This is a genomic window from Nicoletella semolina, assembly GCF_004345745.1.
Lineage (GTDB): Bacteria > Pseudomonadota > Gammaproteobacteria > Enterobacterales > Pasteurellaceae > Nicoletella > Nicoletella semolina.
Map to the genome: position 1 here is coordinate 62,262 of NZ_SLXJ01000002.1, position 14,876 is coordinate 77,137.

Annotated in this window: 18 protein-coding genes; 11 read left to right on the forward strand and 7 right to left on the reverse strand. The window is 41.8% G+C overall.

Annotation, left to right across the window (positions count from 1 at the left end; all coding sequences use genetic code 11):
* The first annotated feature begins 10 nt into the window (after window positions 1-10).
* The 11 genes from EV693_RS01640 to EV693_RS01690 are packed head-to-tail and all read left to right on the forward strand — an operon-like array spanning window position 11 to window position 9,473.
* Window positions 11-259 carry a DUF3262 family protein gene (locus tag EV693_RS01640; protein ID WP_132500660.1) on the forward strand — a complete coding sequence of 83 codons (249 nt, stop codon included), beginning with the start codon at window positions 11-13 and terminating at the stop codon, window positions 257-259.
* Window positions 260-261: 2 nt separating this feature from the next.
* On the forward strand, window positions 262-672 hold the full coding sequence (locus tag EV693_RS01645; protein ID WP_132500661.1) for a DUF2976 domain-containing protein: 411 nt from the start codon (window positions 262-264) through the stop codon (window positions 670-672).
* A 24-nt stretch (window positions 673-696) separates the two neighbouring features.
* Window positions 697-1,065, forward strand: coding sequence for a TIGR03750 family conjugal transfer protein (locus EV693_RS01650; RefSeq protein WP_132500662.1), 369 nt, complete (start codon window positions 697-699; stop codon window positions 1,063-1,065).
* Entirely contained in the window at window positions 1,066-1,704 is a 639-nt protein-coding gene (locus EV693_RS01655; RefSeq protein WP_065189262.1) for a PFL_4703 family integrating conjugative element protein, read from the forward strand.
* On the forward strand, window positions 1,705-2,619 hold the full coding sequence (locus EV693_RS01660) for a TIGR03749 family integrating conjugative element protein (RefSeq protein WP_132500663.1): 915 nt from the start codon (window positions 1,705-1,707) through the stop codon (window positions 2,617-2,619).
* Complete coding sequence (locus EV693_RS01665) at window positions 2,606-4,036, forward strand: TIGR03752 family integrating conjugative element protein (RefSeq protein ID WP_132500664.1); 1,431 nt, start codon at window positions 2,606-2,608, stop codon at window positions 4,034-4,036. Before EV693_RS01660 ends, EV693_RS01665 begins: the two co-directional genes overlap by 14 nt.
* Before the next feature lie 22 nt (window positions 4,037-4,058).
* Window positions 4,059-4,463, forward strand: coding sequence for a TIGR03751 family conjugal transfer lipoprotein (locus tag EV693_RS01670; RefSeq protein ID WP_132500665.1), 405 nt, complete (start codon window positions 4,059-4,061; stop codon window positions 4,461-4,463).
* On the forward strand, window positions 4,463-7,288 hold the full coding sequence (locus EV693_RS01675; protein ID WP_132500666.1) for a conjugative transfer ATPase: 2,826 nt from the start codon (window positions 4,463-4,465) through the stop codon (window positions 7,286-7,288). Before EV693_RS01670 ends, EV693_RS01675 begins: the two co-directional genes overlap by 1 nt.
* The gene (locus EV693_RS01680; protein ID WP_132500667.1) at window positions 7,275-7,667 is read left to right on the forward strand and encodes a hypothetical protein; all 393 of its coding nucleotides are present in this window, start codon (window positions 7,275-7,277) and stop codon (window positions 7,665-7,667) included. Before EV693_RS01675 ends, EV693_RS01680 begins: the two co-directional genes overlap by 14 nt.
* Complete coding sequence (locus EV693_RS01685; protein WP_132500668.1) at window positions 7,664-7,963, forward strand: hypothetical protein; 300 nt, start codon at window positions 7,664-7,666, stop codon at window positions 7,961-7,963. The genes EV693_RS01680 and EV693_RS01685 overlap by 4 nt, the downstream gene beginning before the upstream one ends.
* A 13-nt stretch (window positions 7,964-7,976) precedes the next feature.
* Window positions 7,977-9,473 carry a conjugal transfer protein TraG N-terminal domain-containing protein gene (locus tag EV693_RS01690; protein WP_132500669.1) on the forward strand — a complete coding sequence of 499 codons (1,497 nt, stop codon included), beginning with the start codon at window positions 7,977-7,979 and terminating at the stop codon, window positions 9,471-9,473.
* 57 nt (window positions 9,474-9,530) lie between these two features.
* On the opposite strand, the gene EV693_RS01695 is transcribed toward EV693_RS01690, so the two are convergent.
* From EV693_RS01695 to EV693_RS01725, 7 genes are all read right to left on the reverse strand, one after another.
* Window positions 9,531-9,875, reverse strand: a complete 345-nt coding sequence (locus EV693_RS01695; RefSeq protein ID WP_110478403.1) for a hypothetical protein — start codon at window positions 9,873-9,875, stop codon at window positions 9,531-9,533.
* Between the two features lie 12 nt (window positions 9,876-9,887).
* Window positions 9,888-10,568, reverse strand: a complete 681-nt coding sequence (locus EV693_RS01700; protein ID WP_132500670.1) for a DUF4852 domain-containing protein — start codon at window positions 10,566-10,568, stop codon at window positions 9,888-9,890.
* Between the two features lie 76 nt (window positions 10,569-10,644).
* Entirely contained in the window at window positions 10,645-11,052 is a 408-nt protein-coding gene (gene vapC / locus EV693_RS01705) for a type II toxin-antitoxin system tRNA(fMet)-specific endonuclease VapC (RefSeq protein WP_132500671.1), read from the reverse strand.
* The gene (gene vapB / locus EV693_RS01710) at window positions 11,052-11,291 is read right to left on the reverse strand and encodes a type II toxin-antitoxin system VapB family antitoxin (protein WP_132500672.1); all 240 of its coding nucleotides are present in this window, start codon (window positions 11,289-11,291) and stop codon (window positions 11,052-11,054) included. The genes vapC and vapB overlap by 1 nt, the downstream gene beginning before the upstream one ends.
* Window positions 11,292-11,428: 137 nt before the next feature.
* Window positions 11,429-11,863, reverse strand: a complete 435-nt coding sequence (locus EV693_RS01715) for a hypothetical protein (protein WP_207906462.1) — start codon at window positions 11,861-11,863, stop codon at window positions 11,429-11,431.
* Between the two features lie 64 nt (window positions 11,864-11,927).
* The gene (locus tag EV693_RS01720) at window positions 11,928-13,937 is read right to left on the reverse strand and encodes an integrating conjugative element protein (RefSeq protein WP_132500673.1); all 2,010 of its coding nucleotides are present in this window, start codon (window positions 13,935-13,937) and stop codon (window positions 11,928-11,930) included.
* Window positions 13,934-14,875 carry a TIGR03756 family integrating conjugative element protein gene (locus EV693_RS01725; protein WP_132500674.1) on the reverse strand — a complete coding sequence of 314 codons (942 nt, stop codon included), beginning with the start codon at window positions 14,873-14,875 and terminating at the stop codon, window positions 13,934-13,936. Before EV693_RS01725 ends, EV693_RS01720 begins: the two co-directional genes overlap by 4 nt.
* Window position 14,876 lies beyond the last annotated feature (1 nt).

The window sequence follows — 14,876 nt, forward strand, 5'->3', positions numbered from 1 at the left end:
GGAGGACAGTATGGCAAGTGATTATACCCCGCTTAAGGCCTTTGAAATTGCCAGTGGCTTAAATGCCACAGAGCTTCGTGCCTTCTTTGCGATTATTTTCGTGGCATTGTTGCTGTTTGCTTATGTGTGGGCAATGAAAAAAGGTTATAGCGGGTTATTTAGTGGGTTTAAGGGAGATCTCTTTGACTACTTAAAATTGATTCTGAAAGGGGCAGCAGTGTTAATTGTTGTCGTGCTATTTTTCGTTTCTGAGAGGTAATTATGACTCTTTTCCATTCTTTTTTTCAGCAAGTAAAACGCACTTGGCAATGGGGTGCACAGCGTTATTTGGCTTTTTCAGTTCTGTGTTTTGGGGCAGTGCAAAACGCCTTAGCCGCAGGACCTGACGCATCCAAAATTCCTGATTTTAAAATTCCTGGCATTGATAGTAATACGACAGATCCCCTTGAAATAGTTTGGATTGTATTCAAAGGTGTTGCAGTGATTGCGGCAGTCTGTATTGCAGCATTATGTATTTTGGTTGTAGCAAAATCCTTAATTAAGACCTATAACCAAGCAACGGAAGAAGGAGACAAAAAAGGTTGGACACCTTTCATTATTGCATTGATTGTAGGGTTTGTGATGATTTTCTTCACCCTCTGGCTCGTAAAAATGGCGATTGGTTTGTTTTAATCTTTTTCGTTCACAGGATAAGTTATGTCACATCAAGACAACATTCAATTTTTACCCACCCGACTTAATCGAGAAGCGACCGTGTACGGTGGGATGACAGTGCCTGAATTTGGTATTGCCGCAGCGATCGGATTTGGGGTTGGGTTGGTGATTGGCATTATGCTGTGGGCGATAGGTGCATCTTGGATTCTCGCCCCTGCTTTTGCGATGTTGATGTGCATTATTTTTGTACTGATTGGCAAAGTGCTGTTCGCACGCTTAAAGCGGGGAAAGCCTGAAGCCTATTTAAACCGTCTGATTGAAGAACGCATGGATTCGCTTTTAGGCGGCAATAAATTTATTCGGCGTGTCGGCTTTTGGGCCACTCGTCGTTCTTCAAGAGGACTGTTCTAAATGAGTAGATTGAAAAGTGAACTGAATCATAAAGATCGCCAATTAACCGTCGCCAAGATTGCGATCGTTTGCATCACCCTTATTTGTTTTGCCTTAATGTTTATTATTTACACCTTCCCAAGTACCTTGAAAATCTTACTTCCCCCTGATTTAAGGGCTGGCAGCCAGCGACCTTGGTGGGAAGTGCCAACATCAACCGTCTATGCCTTTGCCTATCAAACCTTTCAGCAACTTAATCGTTGGACACTTGATGGGACTCAAGATTACGAAAAAAACATTGAAGCACTTAAGCCTTTTTTAACCCCCTCTTGTGAAGCCTTTTTGCAACAAGATTATGAGGATCGCCAACGTCATAGTGAATTGCGTGATCGTGTGCGTGGCGTGTATGAAATCCCAGGACGGGGATTTAGTGATGATCGCGTGATTGTCCATAGCCGAGATAGCTGGACGGTGAATTTGGATTTAAGTGTCGATGAGTATTACAAAGACGAACCTGTCAAACGTGTTTTAACCCGTTTCCCTATCAGTATTGTGCGAATGGATATTGATTCACAGCGTAATCCTTGGGGATTAGGTTTTAACTGTTATGCCTCCATACCCTTACGTTTAGAGGCAAGTGAGAGTGGGGAGAAAAAATAAATGAAGCGAAAAACCTTACGAAATTTGACCGCACTTTGTGCCGTTATCGCATTGAATGCCCAAGCCGAGCTTTTAATGAAGTGGCAGCGTCTTCCTTTGCCGATTGATTTGCAGGTGGAGAAAGAACGGGTCATTTTGGTCGATAAAAACGTCAAAGTGGGCTATCCAAAAGCCTTAGAGGGGAAAATCCGTTTACAATCCACAGGTGGGGCGGTGTATCTTAAAGCCTTAGAACCCTTTCCTACCGCACGGTTACAGCTCAAAGATATGCTGACCAACGAAATTATTTTGCTAGATATTACCGCAAAAGAAAAGGTGGCCAATCCTCAAGAAACCGTTCGCTTACTTTATGAGGGAAAAGTAGAAAATCAATCAGGCAGTCTAAATCAAGATGAAGAGGGAGAAGAACAGGCCTTAGCCTCCCCTCAATTACCTGTACCTGCTGCCCTGACCCGTTATGCCGCCCAGATGCTTTATGCCCCATTGCGTACGGTTGAATCCGTTCCAGGTATTCGCCAAATTGCACACGGCTTGCCGTCAAAAATCACCACGTTATTACCTGCATTACCCATCACTGCAACGCCATTAATGAGCTGGCAATTAGGGGATTATGTGGTCACCGCCATTCGCCTACAAAATAAAGGCGCCTCACGCCTTGACCTCGACCCGCGTGAGCTGCAAGGGCGTTTTTATGCGGCGACTTTTCAACATCATTGGTTGGGAGGTAGCGGTTCAACGGAAGATACAACAACCCTTTATTTGGTCACGGAAGGGCGACCAAATCAAGCTATCATTCCTGAATCGAAAAAATATGCGCCACCGAAAAAAGTCAAACGCACCAAAATTGTGGTGAAAAAAGTGATTGAGCAAACTCGCTCTGCAACAGTGAAGGAGGCACAGAATGAAAGCCAATAAGATGTTTATTGTCATTGGTGCGATTATTTTCCTTATGGTCGGTGGTGTATCCTATCTCTTATTTAGTGGTTCGTCATCGTCTTCAAGCACAAAACCCAGTGTGTTGGATACCGCACTTAAAGATCTGACCCCTGAAGAAATCCGTCAATTGGGTTTAGAGGGGGATACCAAAAATGACACGGTACGCACGTTAATTGGGGCGGCGAAAGAAAGTAACCGTCGTTATGAGAAAGTAATCTCGCAAAATGAAAAAATCCTCAAAGAAAATGAAACCTTGCGTAAACGTGAGCAAGATGTGCAGCAACAAGTTGATGAGGCGGTACAAAGCAAAACGCGAGAGCTACAAAATATGGTGGCGATACTTCGCGAAGAAATGTCGCAGTTAGTTCAAGGTCGCACGTCCTCTAATGAGTCAAGCACTTATCAGGGCAATACAACCAATGGGATTGGCGTTGAGGAGGATACTCCGCTTCCTATCGGAAATGGTCAAGGGGGAACGGGGACAGCGGAAAACGGACAGCGCGTTGAATGGGTTAATCCTGATGATCAAATCGAAGATGAACGTAACCCTGCTAAAATTGGCTTCCCAAACCTTAACGTATCCAATACCACATCGGGTAAAAAGGGATTACCTTTTATTTCAGGCAGTGATGAGAATGACCGTGGCACAACCTCTTCAAGCTCATCGAGTGGGAAACAAAAAAATAAAATTGCGGTTTACACGATCCCTGAAAATTCAACGTTGATGGGCTCAACGTCAATGACCGCCTTATTAGGGCGTATCCCAATTGGTAATTCAGTAAATGACCCTTACCCGTTTAAAGCCATTATTGGACGGGATAATTTAATTGCCAATGGGATTGAACTGCCTGACATCGAACAAGCTATTGTGTCAGGGACGGCAACAGGGGATTGGACCTTATCTTGTGTGCGTGGTAAGGTAAAAAGTCTGACGTTTGTATTTAGTGATGGACGGATTGTTACCCATGGCAACCTTGGCAAAGGGGATGAAAACATTGGCTGGTTATCCGATCCACACGGTATCCCTTGCATTCCTGGGGAGCGAAAAACCAATGCCCCTGAATATTTAGGCACGCATTTCTTGTTGGCTGCCGCAGGTGCTGCCGCACAAGGTTACTCACAAGCCCAAACCACGACAGTAGTTGATGGCAACACGGTTGTCGGTGCAGTAACAGGGCAACAAGGCAAATATGTGGTCGGGCAAGCACTTGGGCAAGGTATTCAAGAAACCGCAAATTGGTTTAAAGAGCGTTATGGGCAGAATTTTGATGCCATTTATGTGCCACCTGGCCACCCTATTGCGATCCACATTGATAAAGCCATTGACATTGATTACGACCTCAACGGACGTAAAGTGAAATATGCCCAATTTTCTCGTTCCACTCAGCTTGATTAAGACTTCAATTAAGGAATTTGCTATGAAAAGAAGACAAATTTTTACCGCACTTATTACGTTTTGTGTATTGTCTGCGTGCTCAACCTCACAGAAAGCCTTATTGCCAACGGGTGAGGAAACGATGCAGGCGATTTGGAATAAAGGGGGCAGTGGCGCACAGTTACAGGTTTATCGCGATAGCAATAACCGTCAGCTTGATCCTGTCAATTATATCGAATTTAAAGAACAACGGGATTATACTCGCACGGCAGAAAATGAAATTAAAAACCTTTTTCCCAAGCTCCCTAATCCAGATTTAATTATGTATGTGTATCCTCATTTATCGGCATCAGGTGAGCCAATGCCGATCCCAGGGTATTCCACGGTGATCCCCTTTTATAGTCGCGTACAGTACGCACAACCAGGCGAACGGACAAGGGGGTTATAATGGGCGTGTTTTCAGAGGTATTGGCGTCCTTTTTTCCTGATAAGGTGGCGTCTCGTCCAGAAAAAAGCAATTGCGTAGAAAAAAACGTTGAGAAAGAAACGCATTCAGTTGAGCCTGCATCTGAGCTTTCCGTGCCTCACACTGTGAAGCGGAGTGGAAAATTAACCCAAGCGGCACATCATCAGCGACTATATAGCAAGCAGCCCTCTTTTGTAGATTATTTGCCGTGGGGCGAATTTTTAGAACAAGAAGGCGTGATGTTATTAGATGATGTACGCAGTGTTGGTGTGGTATTTGATGTTAAACCTATTGGTACGGAAGGGCGTGGCGAGGACTATTTAAGTCGTGTACGCAGCCTTGTTAAAGACGCACTGCAAGACAGTTTTGATGAATTAGATAATTACCCGTACGTTGTGCAGTTTTATTGTCAAGATGAACAAGATTTACGCCCTTATGTGGAAAGCCTGAAAGCCTATATTGCCCCTGAAATTCAACAAAGTGCGTTCACGCAAGAATGGCTGAAAAATACGGCGAAGCATTTAAAGGATATCAGCAAGCCAGGGGGATTATTTGTTGATGATCGCATTACTAATACGCTCTGGTCTGGGCGTATTCGCCGTACGCGAATGGTCATTTACCGTTATGTGGGAAAAAATGAAGAACAAAGTGCGGTAGAAAGTTTAAATAATGCCTGTGAGCGGGTGGTTGGGGCATTGACGACTGCAGGCCTTCATTTAACACGCCAAACAGGCGAGCAAATTCATCAATGGTTACTCCGTTGGTTTAACCCCAATCCTGCGATGGCGTTTGATCTCGATAATGGCAGCTGCTATGACAAACTGCATCAACCAACAAGCGATGATCTGCCGTTTGTTGGGCAAGATTTTTCTGAAAATCTCTTTTATAACCAGCCTGAAAGCAAACAGGATTATTGGTATTTTGATGGGCTACCCCACGAAGTGGTGGTTGTTGACAACCTAAGAAATACCCCAGCCATCGGGCATTTCACAGGTGAGGTTCGGCGTGGTAAGAATATTAATGCCTTATTTGACTTGTTGCCTGAATCGACCATTATGGTGACAACCATTGTGGTATATCCTCAAGACAAATTAGAAGCCCATCTTGAACGAATCAGCAGCCGTGCGGTAGGCGAAAATTATGAATCGATTTACCTGAAACAAGATGTCAAAACCGTGATGGAATACCTCAAAGATGGCCACAAGCTCTATCAAGCAAGTCTAGCGTTTTATCTTCATGGTAAAGATGAAAAAGAGCTCAAACGACGTTCTCGTGAACTTCGAACCATTTTACTGAGTAACAATCTTGTGCCTGTCAAAGAAAATGCTGAAATTGCGCCGTTGAACAGTTATCTCCGTTGGTTGCCAATGAATTTCAATCCGCAGTTGGATATGAAAACCCATTACTATACCAAGTATTATTTTGTGCAGCACCTCGCTAACATGTTGCCTGTCTTTGGGCGTGAAACAGGCACGGGACACCCTGGCATTACCTATTTTAATCGCGGTGGTTCCCCCCTGGATTTTGATCCCATTAATCCGAAAGACAGAGCCAAAAATGCCCATAAATTGCTGTTGGGGCCAACAGGGTCGGGCAAATCAGCCACATTGAATGCTCAAATGGCACAACTGATGGCAGTACATCGACCACGTCTCTTTGTGGTTGAGGCAGGAAACTCCTTTGGCTTATTTGCCGATTACGCCCAACGTTATGGTTTAACGGTCAACCGTATATCCCTTGAGCCGAGCAGTGATATTGCTTTACCGCTTTTTTCCGAAGCCCATAAACTCCTCGAAATGAACGTCGATGTTGAGGCGGTTATTGATGAGGAAGAGGACGATGAAGAGGGCAGTGAGCAACGTGATTTATTAGCTGAAATGGAATTGACCACACGCTTAATGATCACGGGCGGCGAGATGAAAGAAGATGACAAAATGAGTCGTGCCGACCGAGCCCAAATCCGTCGTGCCATTATGATGGCCGCCGAAAAAACCTATGCTGCGGGGCGACAAACCCTAGCTGGTGATATTCGCGATGCTTTAGAGGCGTTGAGTCAACACCCCGATACTCGAGAAGAACGACGTGCAAGATTGGCTGAAATGGCAGAAGCGATGGATATGTTTTGTACGGGAATTAATGGGAAGTTTTTTAACCGTGAAGGGGAAATTTGGCCAGAGGCAGACATCACCCTTGTGGATTTAGCGATGTTTGCCCGTGAAGGCTATGAAGCCGAGCTTTCCATTGCGTATATATCCTTAATCAACCATATCAATAGCCTTGGGGAAAAATACCAGCACAGTTTTCGCCCTATCGTCAATATTACCGATGAATCCCATATTATCACCGTCAATCCCTTGCTTGCTAAATTCTTGGTAAAAGGGTCAAAAATGTGGCGAAAATTGGGCATTTGGTTGTGGCTGGCTACGCAAAATATGGAGGATTTTCCGAAAGAGGCAGCGAAATTGCTCAGTATGATTGAATGGTGGGAGTTGCTGAATCTCACCAATGATGAGATCGAAGAAGTGAACCGTTTTCGTCGTCTTTCTGAAGCACAAAAATTGATGCTGCTGTCTGCGAAAAAAGCCGATAAAAAATATACCGAAGGAGTGGTGCTGGCAACGAATATGGAAGCTTTATTCCGTGTCGTGCCACCGAGTATTTATTTGGCTCTGGGTATGACAGAAAAACACGAGAAAGCACAACGCCGAGCCATTATGGCTGAGCATCAGTGCAGTGAACTTGATGCAGCCCTGATAATGGCAAAACAGATTGATAAAGCAAGAGGAATTACTGATGAGCCAACCTAAGACAAGTCGTGTCGGCCTCTTATTTCAAGCTGACCCAATTATTCGTCCTTTTAATCTTGAGCCAGTTTTGCAAGATTTAGAGCGGCTTTGTAAGCAGATTTTAGCAAGAGTAGGGAATGTACAACAGTTTATTTTGTATCCGCATCGTGTGTTCAAACAACGTGCGTGGCATATTAAGGTGATTGGCGAGAAAGGGATCACTTATCTTTTACTCAATATTGGTGGGTATTATCAATTTGTTAGCGAGATGAATGCCACACGGCTTTCTTTAAGTGTTGCCGATGACATTGATGCCTTTTGGTTTGCCTATGCGTTGAGTGAAAAACTCGAGATTTCCCCAACCATTCCGACTGGGCTATTTGGAGGAGACACACAATGAAACCCCGTTCAAAAACACGCAAAATATTGGCCGCACTTTTAATCGGCGTATTGCTCTTTTTAAGTGTGCTTTTACTTGGCGTGGTATTGGTTACCTATATGCCAGGACTTAATTTAACACAGTGGCTGCAGGAAACCGCCAATGGCTGGTTTGCTTGGCGGCTTTTCTTGTATGCAGTGGTGATAGGATTAATGTATCGCATTTATCGCATTCGTCCGTTCCCCGTTCAACTTTGGCGATTAGTGATAGCGGTATTCCTCATCGTTGAAGGGCTGAATGTACTCTATCGATTATAAATGGGAGGAAAAGATGACGTTTAATGTGGACAGCTATCTTGAATATTTTCTTACATTATTGGGTTGGATAATCAACAATGGTTTATTTGGATTGCTGGTCAGTACAGGCTTATTTATTGCTCCTTTAATTGGTGTACTGATCAAAACGTGGTTAGAGGTGAAAAAGCAAGGGGCAGATGAGGGAAACAAAGGCGAATTGCTGATTGATTGGCTAGGCATGCAATTTTTTCCTGCAATGCTGGTGATTGTGATCACCCTTGCCCCAATGTTACCGATTTCGCTCAATAATATGGCTTACAATGTGGAGCAATCGAAGCATTGTGGCTATAAAGTGCCATTAGCCCCTGAAAGAACAGGTTATGCCAATATGGTGAGTGAATTTGCCGATAAACAAGCCAAAGTGCCCTTGTTGTGGGGCTTGATGCACGCGGTGAATAAAGGGATTTTACACGGTGCGGTTTCAACCATTCCTTGTAAGCCTGATTTGCGTCAAATCCGTTTTGAAGTGCAACACGAAAAAATTAACAACCCCGCACTGCTGACCGAAGTCCGTCAATTTGTGCAGCAATGTTATTTGCCTGCTCGTCGTAAAGTGTTGGATAGCCAAGTAGCAATGAATGCCGCACAAGCTAGAGAGGTAAGCTGGCTTGGCGGGAAAATTTTAGTGAATAATAGTGAACTTTATCCTCGTTATCGTGCGATGCAACCGATGCAACGTTGGGCTTATGACCCTAACCGCGATCAGGGATTACCCAATACGGGCGAGGGCGGTTTCCCTCATTGCGATGAATGGTGGGCAGATAGCCAAGTGGGGCTAAAAGATATGCTACTTACGGATATGCGGCAAAACCTATCGGTGAAATTAGGCGAGTTGTTTACTGATGCAAATATTCAAGATGAGGCGTTACTTCGCACCTTATTACGCCCTGAAAATATTAATATCTCAAGGGGGAAAGCCTATGAGGGGTACGGCGGTAGTTTAGATTCTACGCTAACCAATAATGTTTCTTCTGTGGTATCCGCATTGGGGATTACTGCGGGCAGCCTTGCTGCTTACCCTGGTTTTGATGCAATGCGTAATGCGTTGCCTATGATCCAAGCCTTGCTGATTATGGCAGTCATTATTTTAACGCCGATTGTCATTATATTTAGTGGGTATTCCTTAAAAGCGATTGTAACGTTGATGTTTGTGCAGTTTGCATTAGTGACCGTGTCATTTTGGTGGGAGCTAGCACGTTGGTTGGATTCGTTTCTGATTAGCATTTTGTATAATTCCCCTAGTCATCAATCAGAAATTAGTTGGGCGTTTCTCCAAAATAGCCGTGATGATGTGATTATGAGCTTTGTGTTAGGGGTAATGTTTTTGGTTTTGCCTGGGGTTTGGGTTACGGCAATGTCTTGGGCTGGAGTAGGGCTAGGAAATTTGGCGAGTCATTTTGCTAATTCATCGAAACAGGTTCAAGCTAGTGGTTCTGAGGGGACAAAACTACTAAAACCTAAGACTAAATAATCTAAAAAAGAGCGAATTAGCTCTTTTTTAGAACTTAATAAGATAAATTTACAGATATCAATCATGGAGTTTTATGTCGTTACTATCGTAGTAACCGTAACCAGAGTGCCCCACTCTATACCCTTCATCTAGACTGTAATCAAACTCATATTTATTGCTGTTATCATTATTTGATAGTATTTCACCTAAGAAATTTCTCACTTCTTTTGGGAGAAACACGAAGGCAATAATTAAAGCGAAGACAACTATCAGTGTAGTTAAGTAGTAGAATAATGTAAAGAGCAAAACAGAAATGCCGAGAATGATAACCGCTTTAAGCCATTTAGACACCTGCCAGCATTTAAATTTGTTAATCACATTTTCTGTCTTATCAACGAATTTCGCAAAACCTGTCATTTTCATTTTTGCCTCCCGTTATTGGACGTTATCCATTAATTTTTTTGAATAAATAATTTTATTATCTTTATCTTTAAGAGTATAACTGAGAACCGTTCCTGTTAAATTGTCTAGTCCATCGGCAGAATTAAACTGAATATTTACAGATAATACTATGTTTCTATTAATATTACCAAATTGATCTTTTCTGTGTTGTATAAATTTTTTGGCTTCTGCTTTAGGCATTTGAATACCGTCAATTACTTCTGGGTTAGATACATAAAGATTGATTCGTCTTGGTAAAGTTTTGGTATAGTGAGTAATTAGCCCCCCATCTATATATAAATGACCATTCATTAACGGTTGATAAGTAAACTGATTTTTTTCAAAATCATACTCGCCAAATTGAGTATCAACTAAAATCGTAAACTCAGGGGAGAGCGGTGCTTTTTCTACCAAGGTTTTCAGTTTTTTCCCAGCTTCTTCCACTTTATCTTGGAATTCAAATTCATCATTCTTATACTTATGGTAAGTCGGTTTATCACTATATAGCAGCCACTCTTCAGCAAGTGGTTTAAAATCTGTGATATTATTTAAACGCAATGACTCAATCAATATATTGTCATAATTAAATTTTTTTACTGCAGCAAAAGTTGAAAGGGGGATGAGTAAAAAAGTTCCGATAACTAATAAGGCTAATTTTTTGGCAAAGAAAAACATTTATGTCTCCTTGGTTAATGATAAGTGGTGAGGTTGATTGTATGGTTTAAACGCTATCTATAGAGAAATTTACAATTTATATTTCTTTAGTCCAATCAACAACTTTTAACCCTTCTACTTTTGAAAACTCTTTAATATTATTTGTTACGATAGTTAAGCCTAAACTTCTTGCATGGCCTGCAATCATAGCATCGTATGGACCAATAGGTTGCCCTTGCTTAGCTAATTCTGCTCTTATTTGCCCACTATGGTATGCAGCCCTTTCATCATAATTTAGAATAGTCAATCTTGAGCAAAAAGACTCAATAACGGATAAGTTATGAGCTACTTTGGCACTTTTTTCTGCACCATAGATGAGTTCCATTAGGACTATTGAACTCATACAAATCATAGTCTGATTTTCATTAAATAGAGGTAACATATGCACAGGTTTGTTTTTTATCGTAAAAATCGCGATATTAGTATCTAGCATATACTTTAGCATTAGAACGATTCTCTTTCTTGCATCTGTGGTTGTTCTCTATCAAGCATAAAATCATCTGATACGGTATGCACATCATTAAACCAACTATCCCAAACTTTATTGATTGGAGTGATAATACGAGTATTGCCCTGAACAATAATATTTACATTTTTTATTTTTTCGGGCAATTCTGCAGTTTTAGGGATTCTAATTGCCTGACTTTTATTGTTCATAAAAATAGTTGCGGTTACTATACTCATACTAATCTCCTGCTTGTATATGATTTTTGTATATACTATGCGATGTGTAATGTATTGTAAAGTAAAAAGCACATAATTTAGACAAATTTAATTATGTGCTTTTATTATTTAGTGTTGTTATTTTCTACATGCTGCTTTTAAAGACCTGTTCGCCGAATCTGTGTTGAAGCGAAGTTTTGTTTAATCGCTTTTTTTACATTACATTCGATAGAGTCGTCATATTGCCCATTCTTGTAAATGTCAACGCTAGGGTTGTCAATCGTGTTGGTACCTCTACCTTGAAGAAAACCAACACGGTAAGAAATTCCGTTATTTTTAAGTTCCATTACATTCGTAATAAATCCTGAACCTACTGAAATTTCAGAGTTTTCATTGGCAATAACTTGTTTGATTGGATTTTTAAAGCTAAGTTGGCCATAGCTGTATTCATAATCATTGCCAACTTTTTTCACCATGATGGGTTTACCATCTGTTGCTGTGCAAGAAAAAATAATATTGCTATTATTTGCCGCAAATGCCGTAGTAGAAAAAAAGGCAGCTAAAATGATACTTGAAAAAAGAGATTTACGCATAAAAAACTCCTATTGTCTGTGTGTTAATAATGTACCAATGAATGATTAAAAATGCGACTATTTTTTAATTTGTTCTATTCATTACATAATCAGCTTCTTGATTTCGGCGTCGAGCATTTATTCCACCGTTATCAACTTGACGTCTTCTGATTGCGTTAGCTAATGCTGTCATATCTCCTGTATTTGCTGAAACATTCGCTGCTTTTACAACTGATTCTAATTTAGTCAGAGAGCCGTAATTATAAGCCATTGAGATTAAAGCTGCTTGTGCATTTGGGGGTAATTTATCCCAAGTTGCTGCGGAGACATTTTTTCTTGCAATATTTGCAAACTCTTGGGTTCTTCGTGTTAAATCTCGTTCCGCATCTTCCCGAGTTACTGTCATTCCAGGTTGGACTTTGATCACTGTACCATCCGCTTTGGTAATAGTGTCTGAGCCGTAGCCTAGGCGATGGGCATTGACGTCCCAATCTGCTTTACCAATGAATCCCTCAAACTTTCTTAATAACCCTGTTGCTTGATCAAGGGAGGAGCCACTAATGGGGGTGATAGGCTTATAATTACCTGAATTATTTCCTCCTTGACGACTGCCCGTATTATAAGGTGGTCTGTAAGATATTGTATTGTTTGTCATAGGAATATCCAGAGCAATATTGTGGCGAGGTAAGGAAATATCGCTTGCCTCTATATGATCTTCGGTATTTGGCGTGCCGTAAACTAAATCATTCGCACGTTTGTCCACGCTGTCATAGCTATTTCCATGATTACCTACATTGGCTTCACGATTGAGTTTGTTTTGAATCACCACAGAAGCCGTATTGCTAGTGATCATCTTTTGCATATCCATTTCAAGTTTTACTTGAGAAATTTCTAAATCAATTTTATTTAAGGCTTTTTCTAGCTCCTGTTGTGCATTTTGATCGGCGGCCACATAAGGCTCTCGCATTCCCGCAAGTATTGCTCGGCGCGCTAATAGCATTTTTTCCATCACTTTGGCGGTGGCAATTTCTGCAGATAAACGCTGACTGAGAACCTCTACATCAGGATCTTCGCGTAAGGCTTCAATTAACCCCCGGGTAACAGGGATAGTATTTGAACTGAGTTCGACTAATATTTCTTTACTTGGTGTATCCATATTTAGCACTTGTTCAAGTTTTTCTATGGTTTGGATATTTTCTTCTTCAATAGCTGGACCAAGCCCTGTACCTGCTCTTGAACTCGTTTGGGGACCGCAATCTGCTGTACAGGTGGAGATGGACTGCTCACCAATGATTCTTGTTAGGAACTCTGAGAGTTTTTGTGGTGAGTCGAAAGTTTGACAGAGAGCTCCCGTACACGCTTTTCCTGTAAGTTGGCTGGCATCTAAAGCTTGGCGATTTTGTAATAAGTTATATCCTGCTTTAGAGACATCTTCGATGAGTTTAATTTGCTTTTGATATTCGCCCCCTCGCTTTTCACCGCCAACCCATTCTTTTCCTTTTTTACCTTTATTCTCTTCTGAGCTCTTTTGTGCTTTTTGCGCATCTGGCTCGGTCGCTACGATATCTTTATAGTTTTCCAAGTCGGCGGATTTTGCCCAGCGACCATTTAGCGTATAGTCAGCAAGTTGTTTAGACATCGCTTCACAGCTGGTTTTTAGACGGTTGAAGTCAATGCGGCCTTGATAAACTCCATTTGTTAGAAGATCATAGAGTTGAGGATTGGCACGCTGGATAACCATGGCAGGCAAGCTTGCGACAGCGCCTTTAGCAGATTCAATAACATTGCCCATTAAATCTTTAAAGCCTTCTGTCAGGCCATTTAATTGGTTTTTTACTGTTGTCTTAATATCAAAATTACCGCACATTAAGTTAGCTTTCCAACCAATCCCAAACTCAATCGCTTTTAGCGATTTTGCGCGAGTAGGTGGCGTCATATAGCCTGAACCACCGCCGATTTGATAGTAAATTTGGTCTGATAAGACAGAGTCTGATTTATTAAATTGAACTTTATCTAACAGTGAGTCATCAGCGTAAATGGATGAAGTACTGAGTGCTAAAAGGACTGCAATACTCACTTTATTGAGTTGTTTCATTGTATTTCCTTTTCTTCGTTATCGTTGTACCAATCAATACTATAGAGAAAGGTTTGGCCGCGACGTTTACAGCATTTATAAGGACGCCATAATGCCCAGGCATAATTCCCTTTTTCAGATAACATTGTGGGCGGGGTATCGGGGAATGCGCTACACGATTGTTGCGTTTCAGGGAAGAGTTGTTGCCATTTGTGGTTTTTAGCATTGCCTTCTTTTACCGGCTTTGGATACCAAGTACCTGCACCGCCCGTTCTGGCCGCAGGTTGATAAATATGTAATTGCCCCATACGAGTAACAATATCTGCAACACGCTGTGCAATAACCGCTGAAGCCTTGTAATCATGAACTTGAGTAACAGCACCGCTACGAGGGAAAATATTTCCCCACATCTCAGCACTAGAACGCACTTCTCGCATTCCCGGTGTGAATGCTTCCGGATAGAACATTTCAGGTAAATTTTTTGTCCAAGCAAAATAGTCTAGGCTGCTTAGGAAATAAGGCATAAAAGAGGTCGTCTGGCTTTGACAGTAGTAGCCAGTATTATTTAACATACTGGATATAGCGCCTTGTGGATGCCCAATGGCAGTTGCGTTTTTAAAGTTAAACTGGCTGTAATTTTTTTGTGGAGAGCGATACTCACCGCCTTTGACCCCTTGAGACATCACATTCATTTCTGACCACGGATTTTGCCCATCGTGGTTATAGGCTGAAATCACCATTTCAGGTAAAAAGTGGCGTACTTTTGTTGAGGTGCGAACTTTGCAGCCAAAATAAGTGCAGAAGAGCCAAAAACAGGTCCCTACCACCTTGTATTCTAAGCAGCTAGTTGAAGCACTTGATGCCATAATGGTTGCGGTATTGATCTCACCTTGTACCGTTGTCGTAAAGGCAAGTGCGGTACAAAGTGCGGTCAGTTTTTGAGGGCATTTTTTTATCATC

Coding starts and splice junctions, on each gene's coding strand:
- EV693_RS01640 (WP_132500660.1), top strand. CDS start 11: ATGGCAAGTGATTATACCCCGCTTAAGGCCTTTGAAATTGCCAGTGGC.
- EV693_RS01645 (WP_132500661.1), top strand. CDS start 262: ATGACTCTTTTCCATTCTTTTTTTCAGCAAGTAAAACGCACTTGGCAA.
- EV693_RS01650 (WP_132500662.1), top strand. CDS start 697: ATGTCACATCAAGACAACATTCAATTTTTACCCACCCGACTTAATCGA.
- EV693_RS01655 (WP_065189262.1), top strand. CDS start 1,066: ATGAGTAGATTGAAAAGTGAACTGAATCATAAAGATCGCCAATTAACC.
- EV693_RS01660 (WP_132500663.1), top strand. CDS start 1,705: ATGAAGCGAAAAACCTTACGAAATTTGACCGCACTTTGTGCCGTTATC.
- EV693_RS01665 (WP_132500664.1), top strand. CDS start 2,606: ATGAAAGCCAATAAGATGTTTATTGTCATTGGTGCGATTATTTTCCTT.
- EV693_RS01670 (WP_132500665.1), top strand. CDS start 4,059: ATGAAAAGAAGACAAATTTTTACCGCACTTATTACGTTTTGTGTATTG.
- EV693_RS01675 (WP_132500666.1), top strand. CDS start 4,463: ATGGGCGTGTTTTCAGAGGTATTGGCGTCCTTTTTTCCTGATAAGGTG.
- EV693_RS01680 (WP_132500667.1), top strand. CDS start 7,275: ATGAGCCAACCTAAGACAAGTCGTGTCGGCCTCTTATTTCAAGCTGAC.
- EV693_RS01685 (WP_132500668.1), top strand. CDS start 7,664: ATGAAACCCCGTTCAAAAACACGCAAAATATTGGCCGCACTTTTAATC.
- EV693_RS01690 (WP_132500669.1), top strand. CDS start 7,977: ATGACGTTTAATGTGGACAGCTATCTTGAATATTTTCTTACATTATTG.
- EV693_RS01695 (WP_110478403.1), bottom strand. CDS start 9,875: ATGAAAATGACAGGTTTTGCGAAATTCGTTGATAAGACAGAAAATGTG.
- EV693_RS01700 (WP_132500670.1), bottom strand. CDS start 10,568: ATGTTTTTCTTTGCCAAAAAATTAGCCTTATTAGTTATCGGAACTTTT.
- vapC (WP_132500671.1), bottom strand. CDS start 11,052: ATGCTAAAGTATATGCTAGATACTAATATCGCGATTTTTACGATAAAA.
- vapB (WP_132500672.1), bottom strand. CDS start 11,291: ATGAGTATAGTAACCGCAACTATTTTTATGAACAATAAAAGTCAGGCA.
- EV693_RS01715 (WP_207906462.1), bottom strand. CDS start 11,863: ATGCGTAAATCTCTTTTTTCAAGTATCATTTTAGCTGCCTTTTTTTCT.
- EV693_RS01720 (WP_132500673.1), bottom strand. CDS start 13,937: ATGAAACAACTCAATAAAGTGAGTATTGCAGTCCTTTTAGCACTCAGT.
- EV693_RS01725 (WP_132500674.1), bottom strand. CDS start 14,875: ATGATAAAAAAATGCCCTCAAAAACTGACCGCACTTTGTACCGCACTT.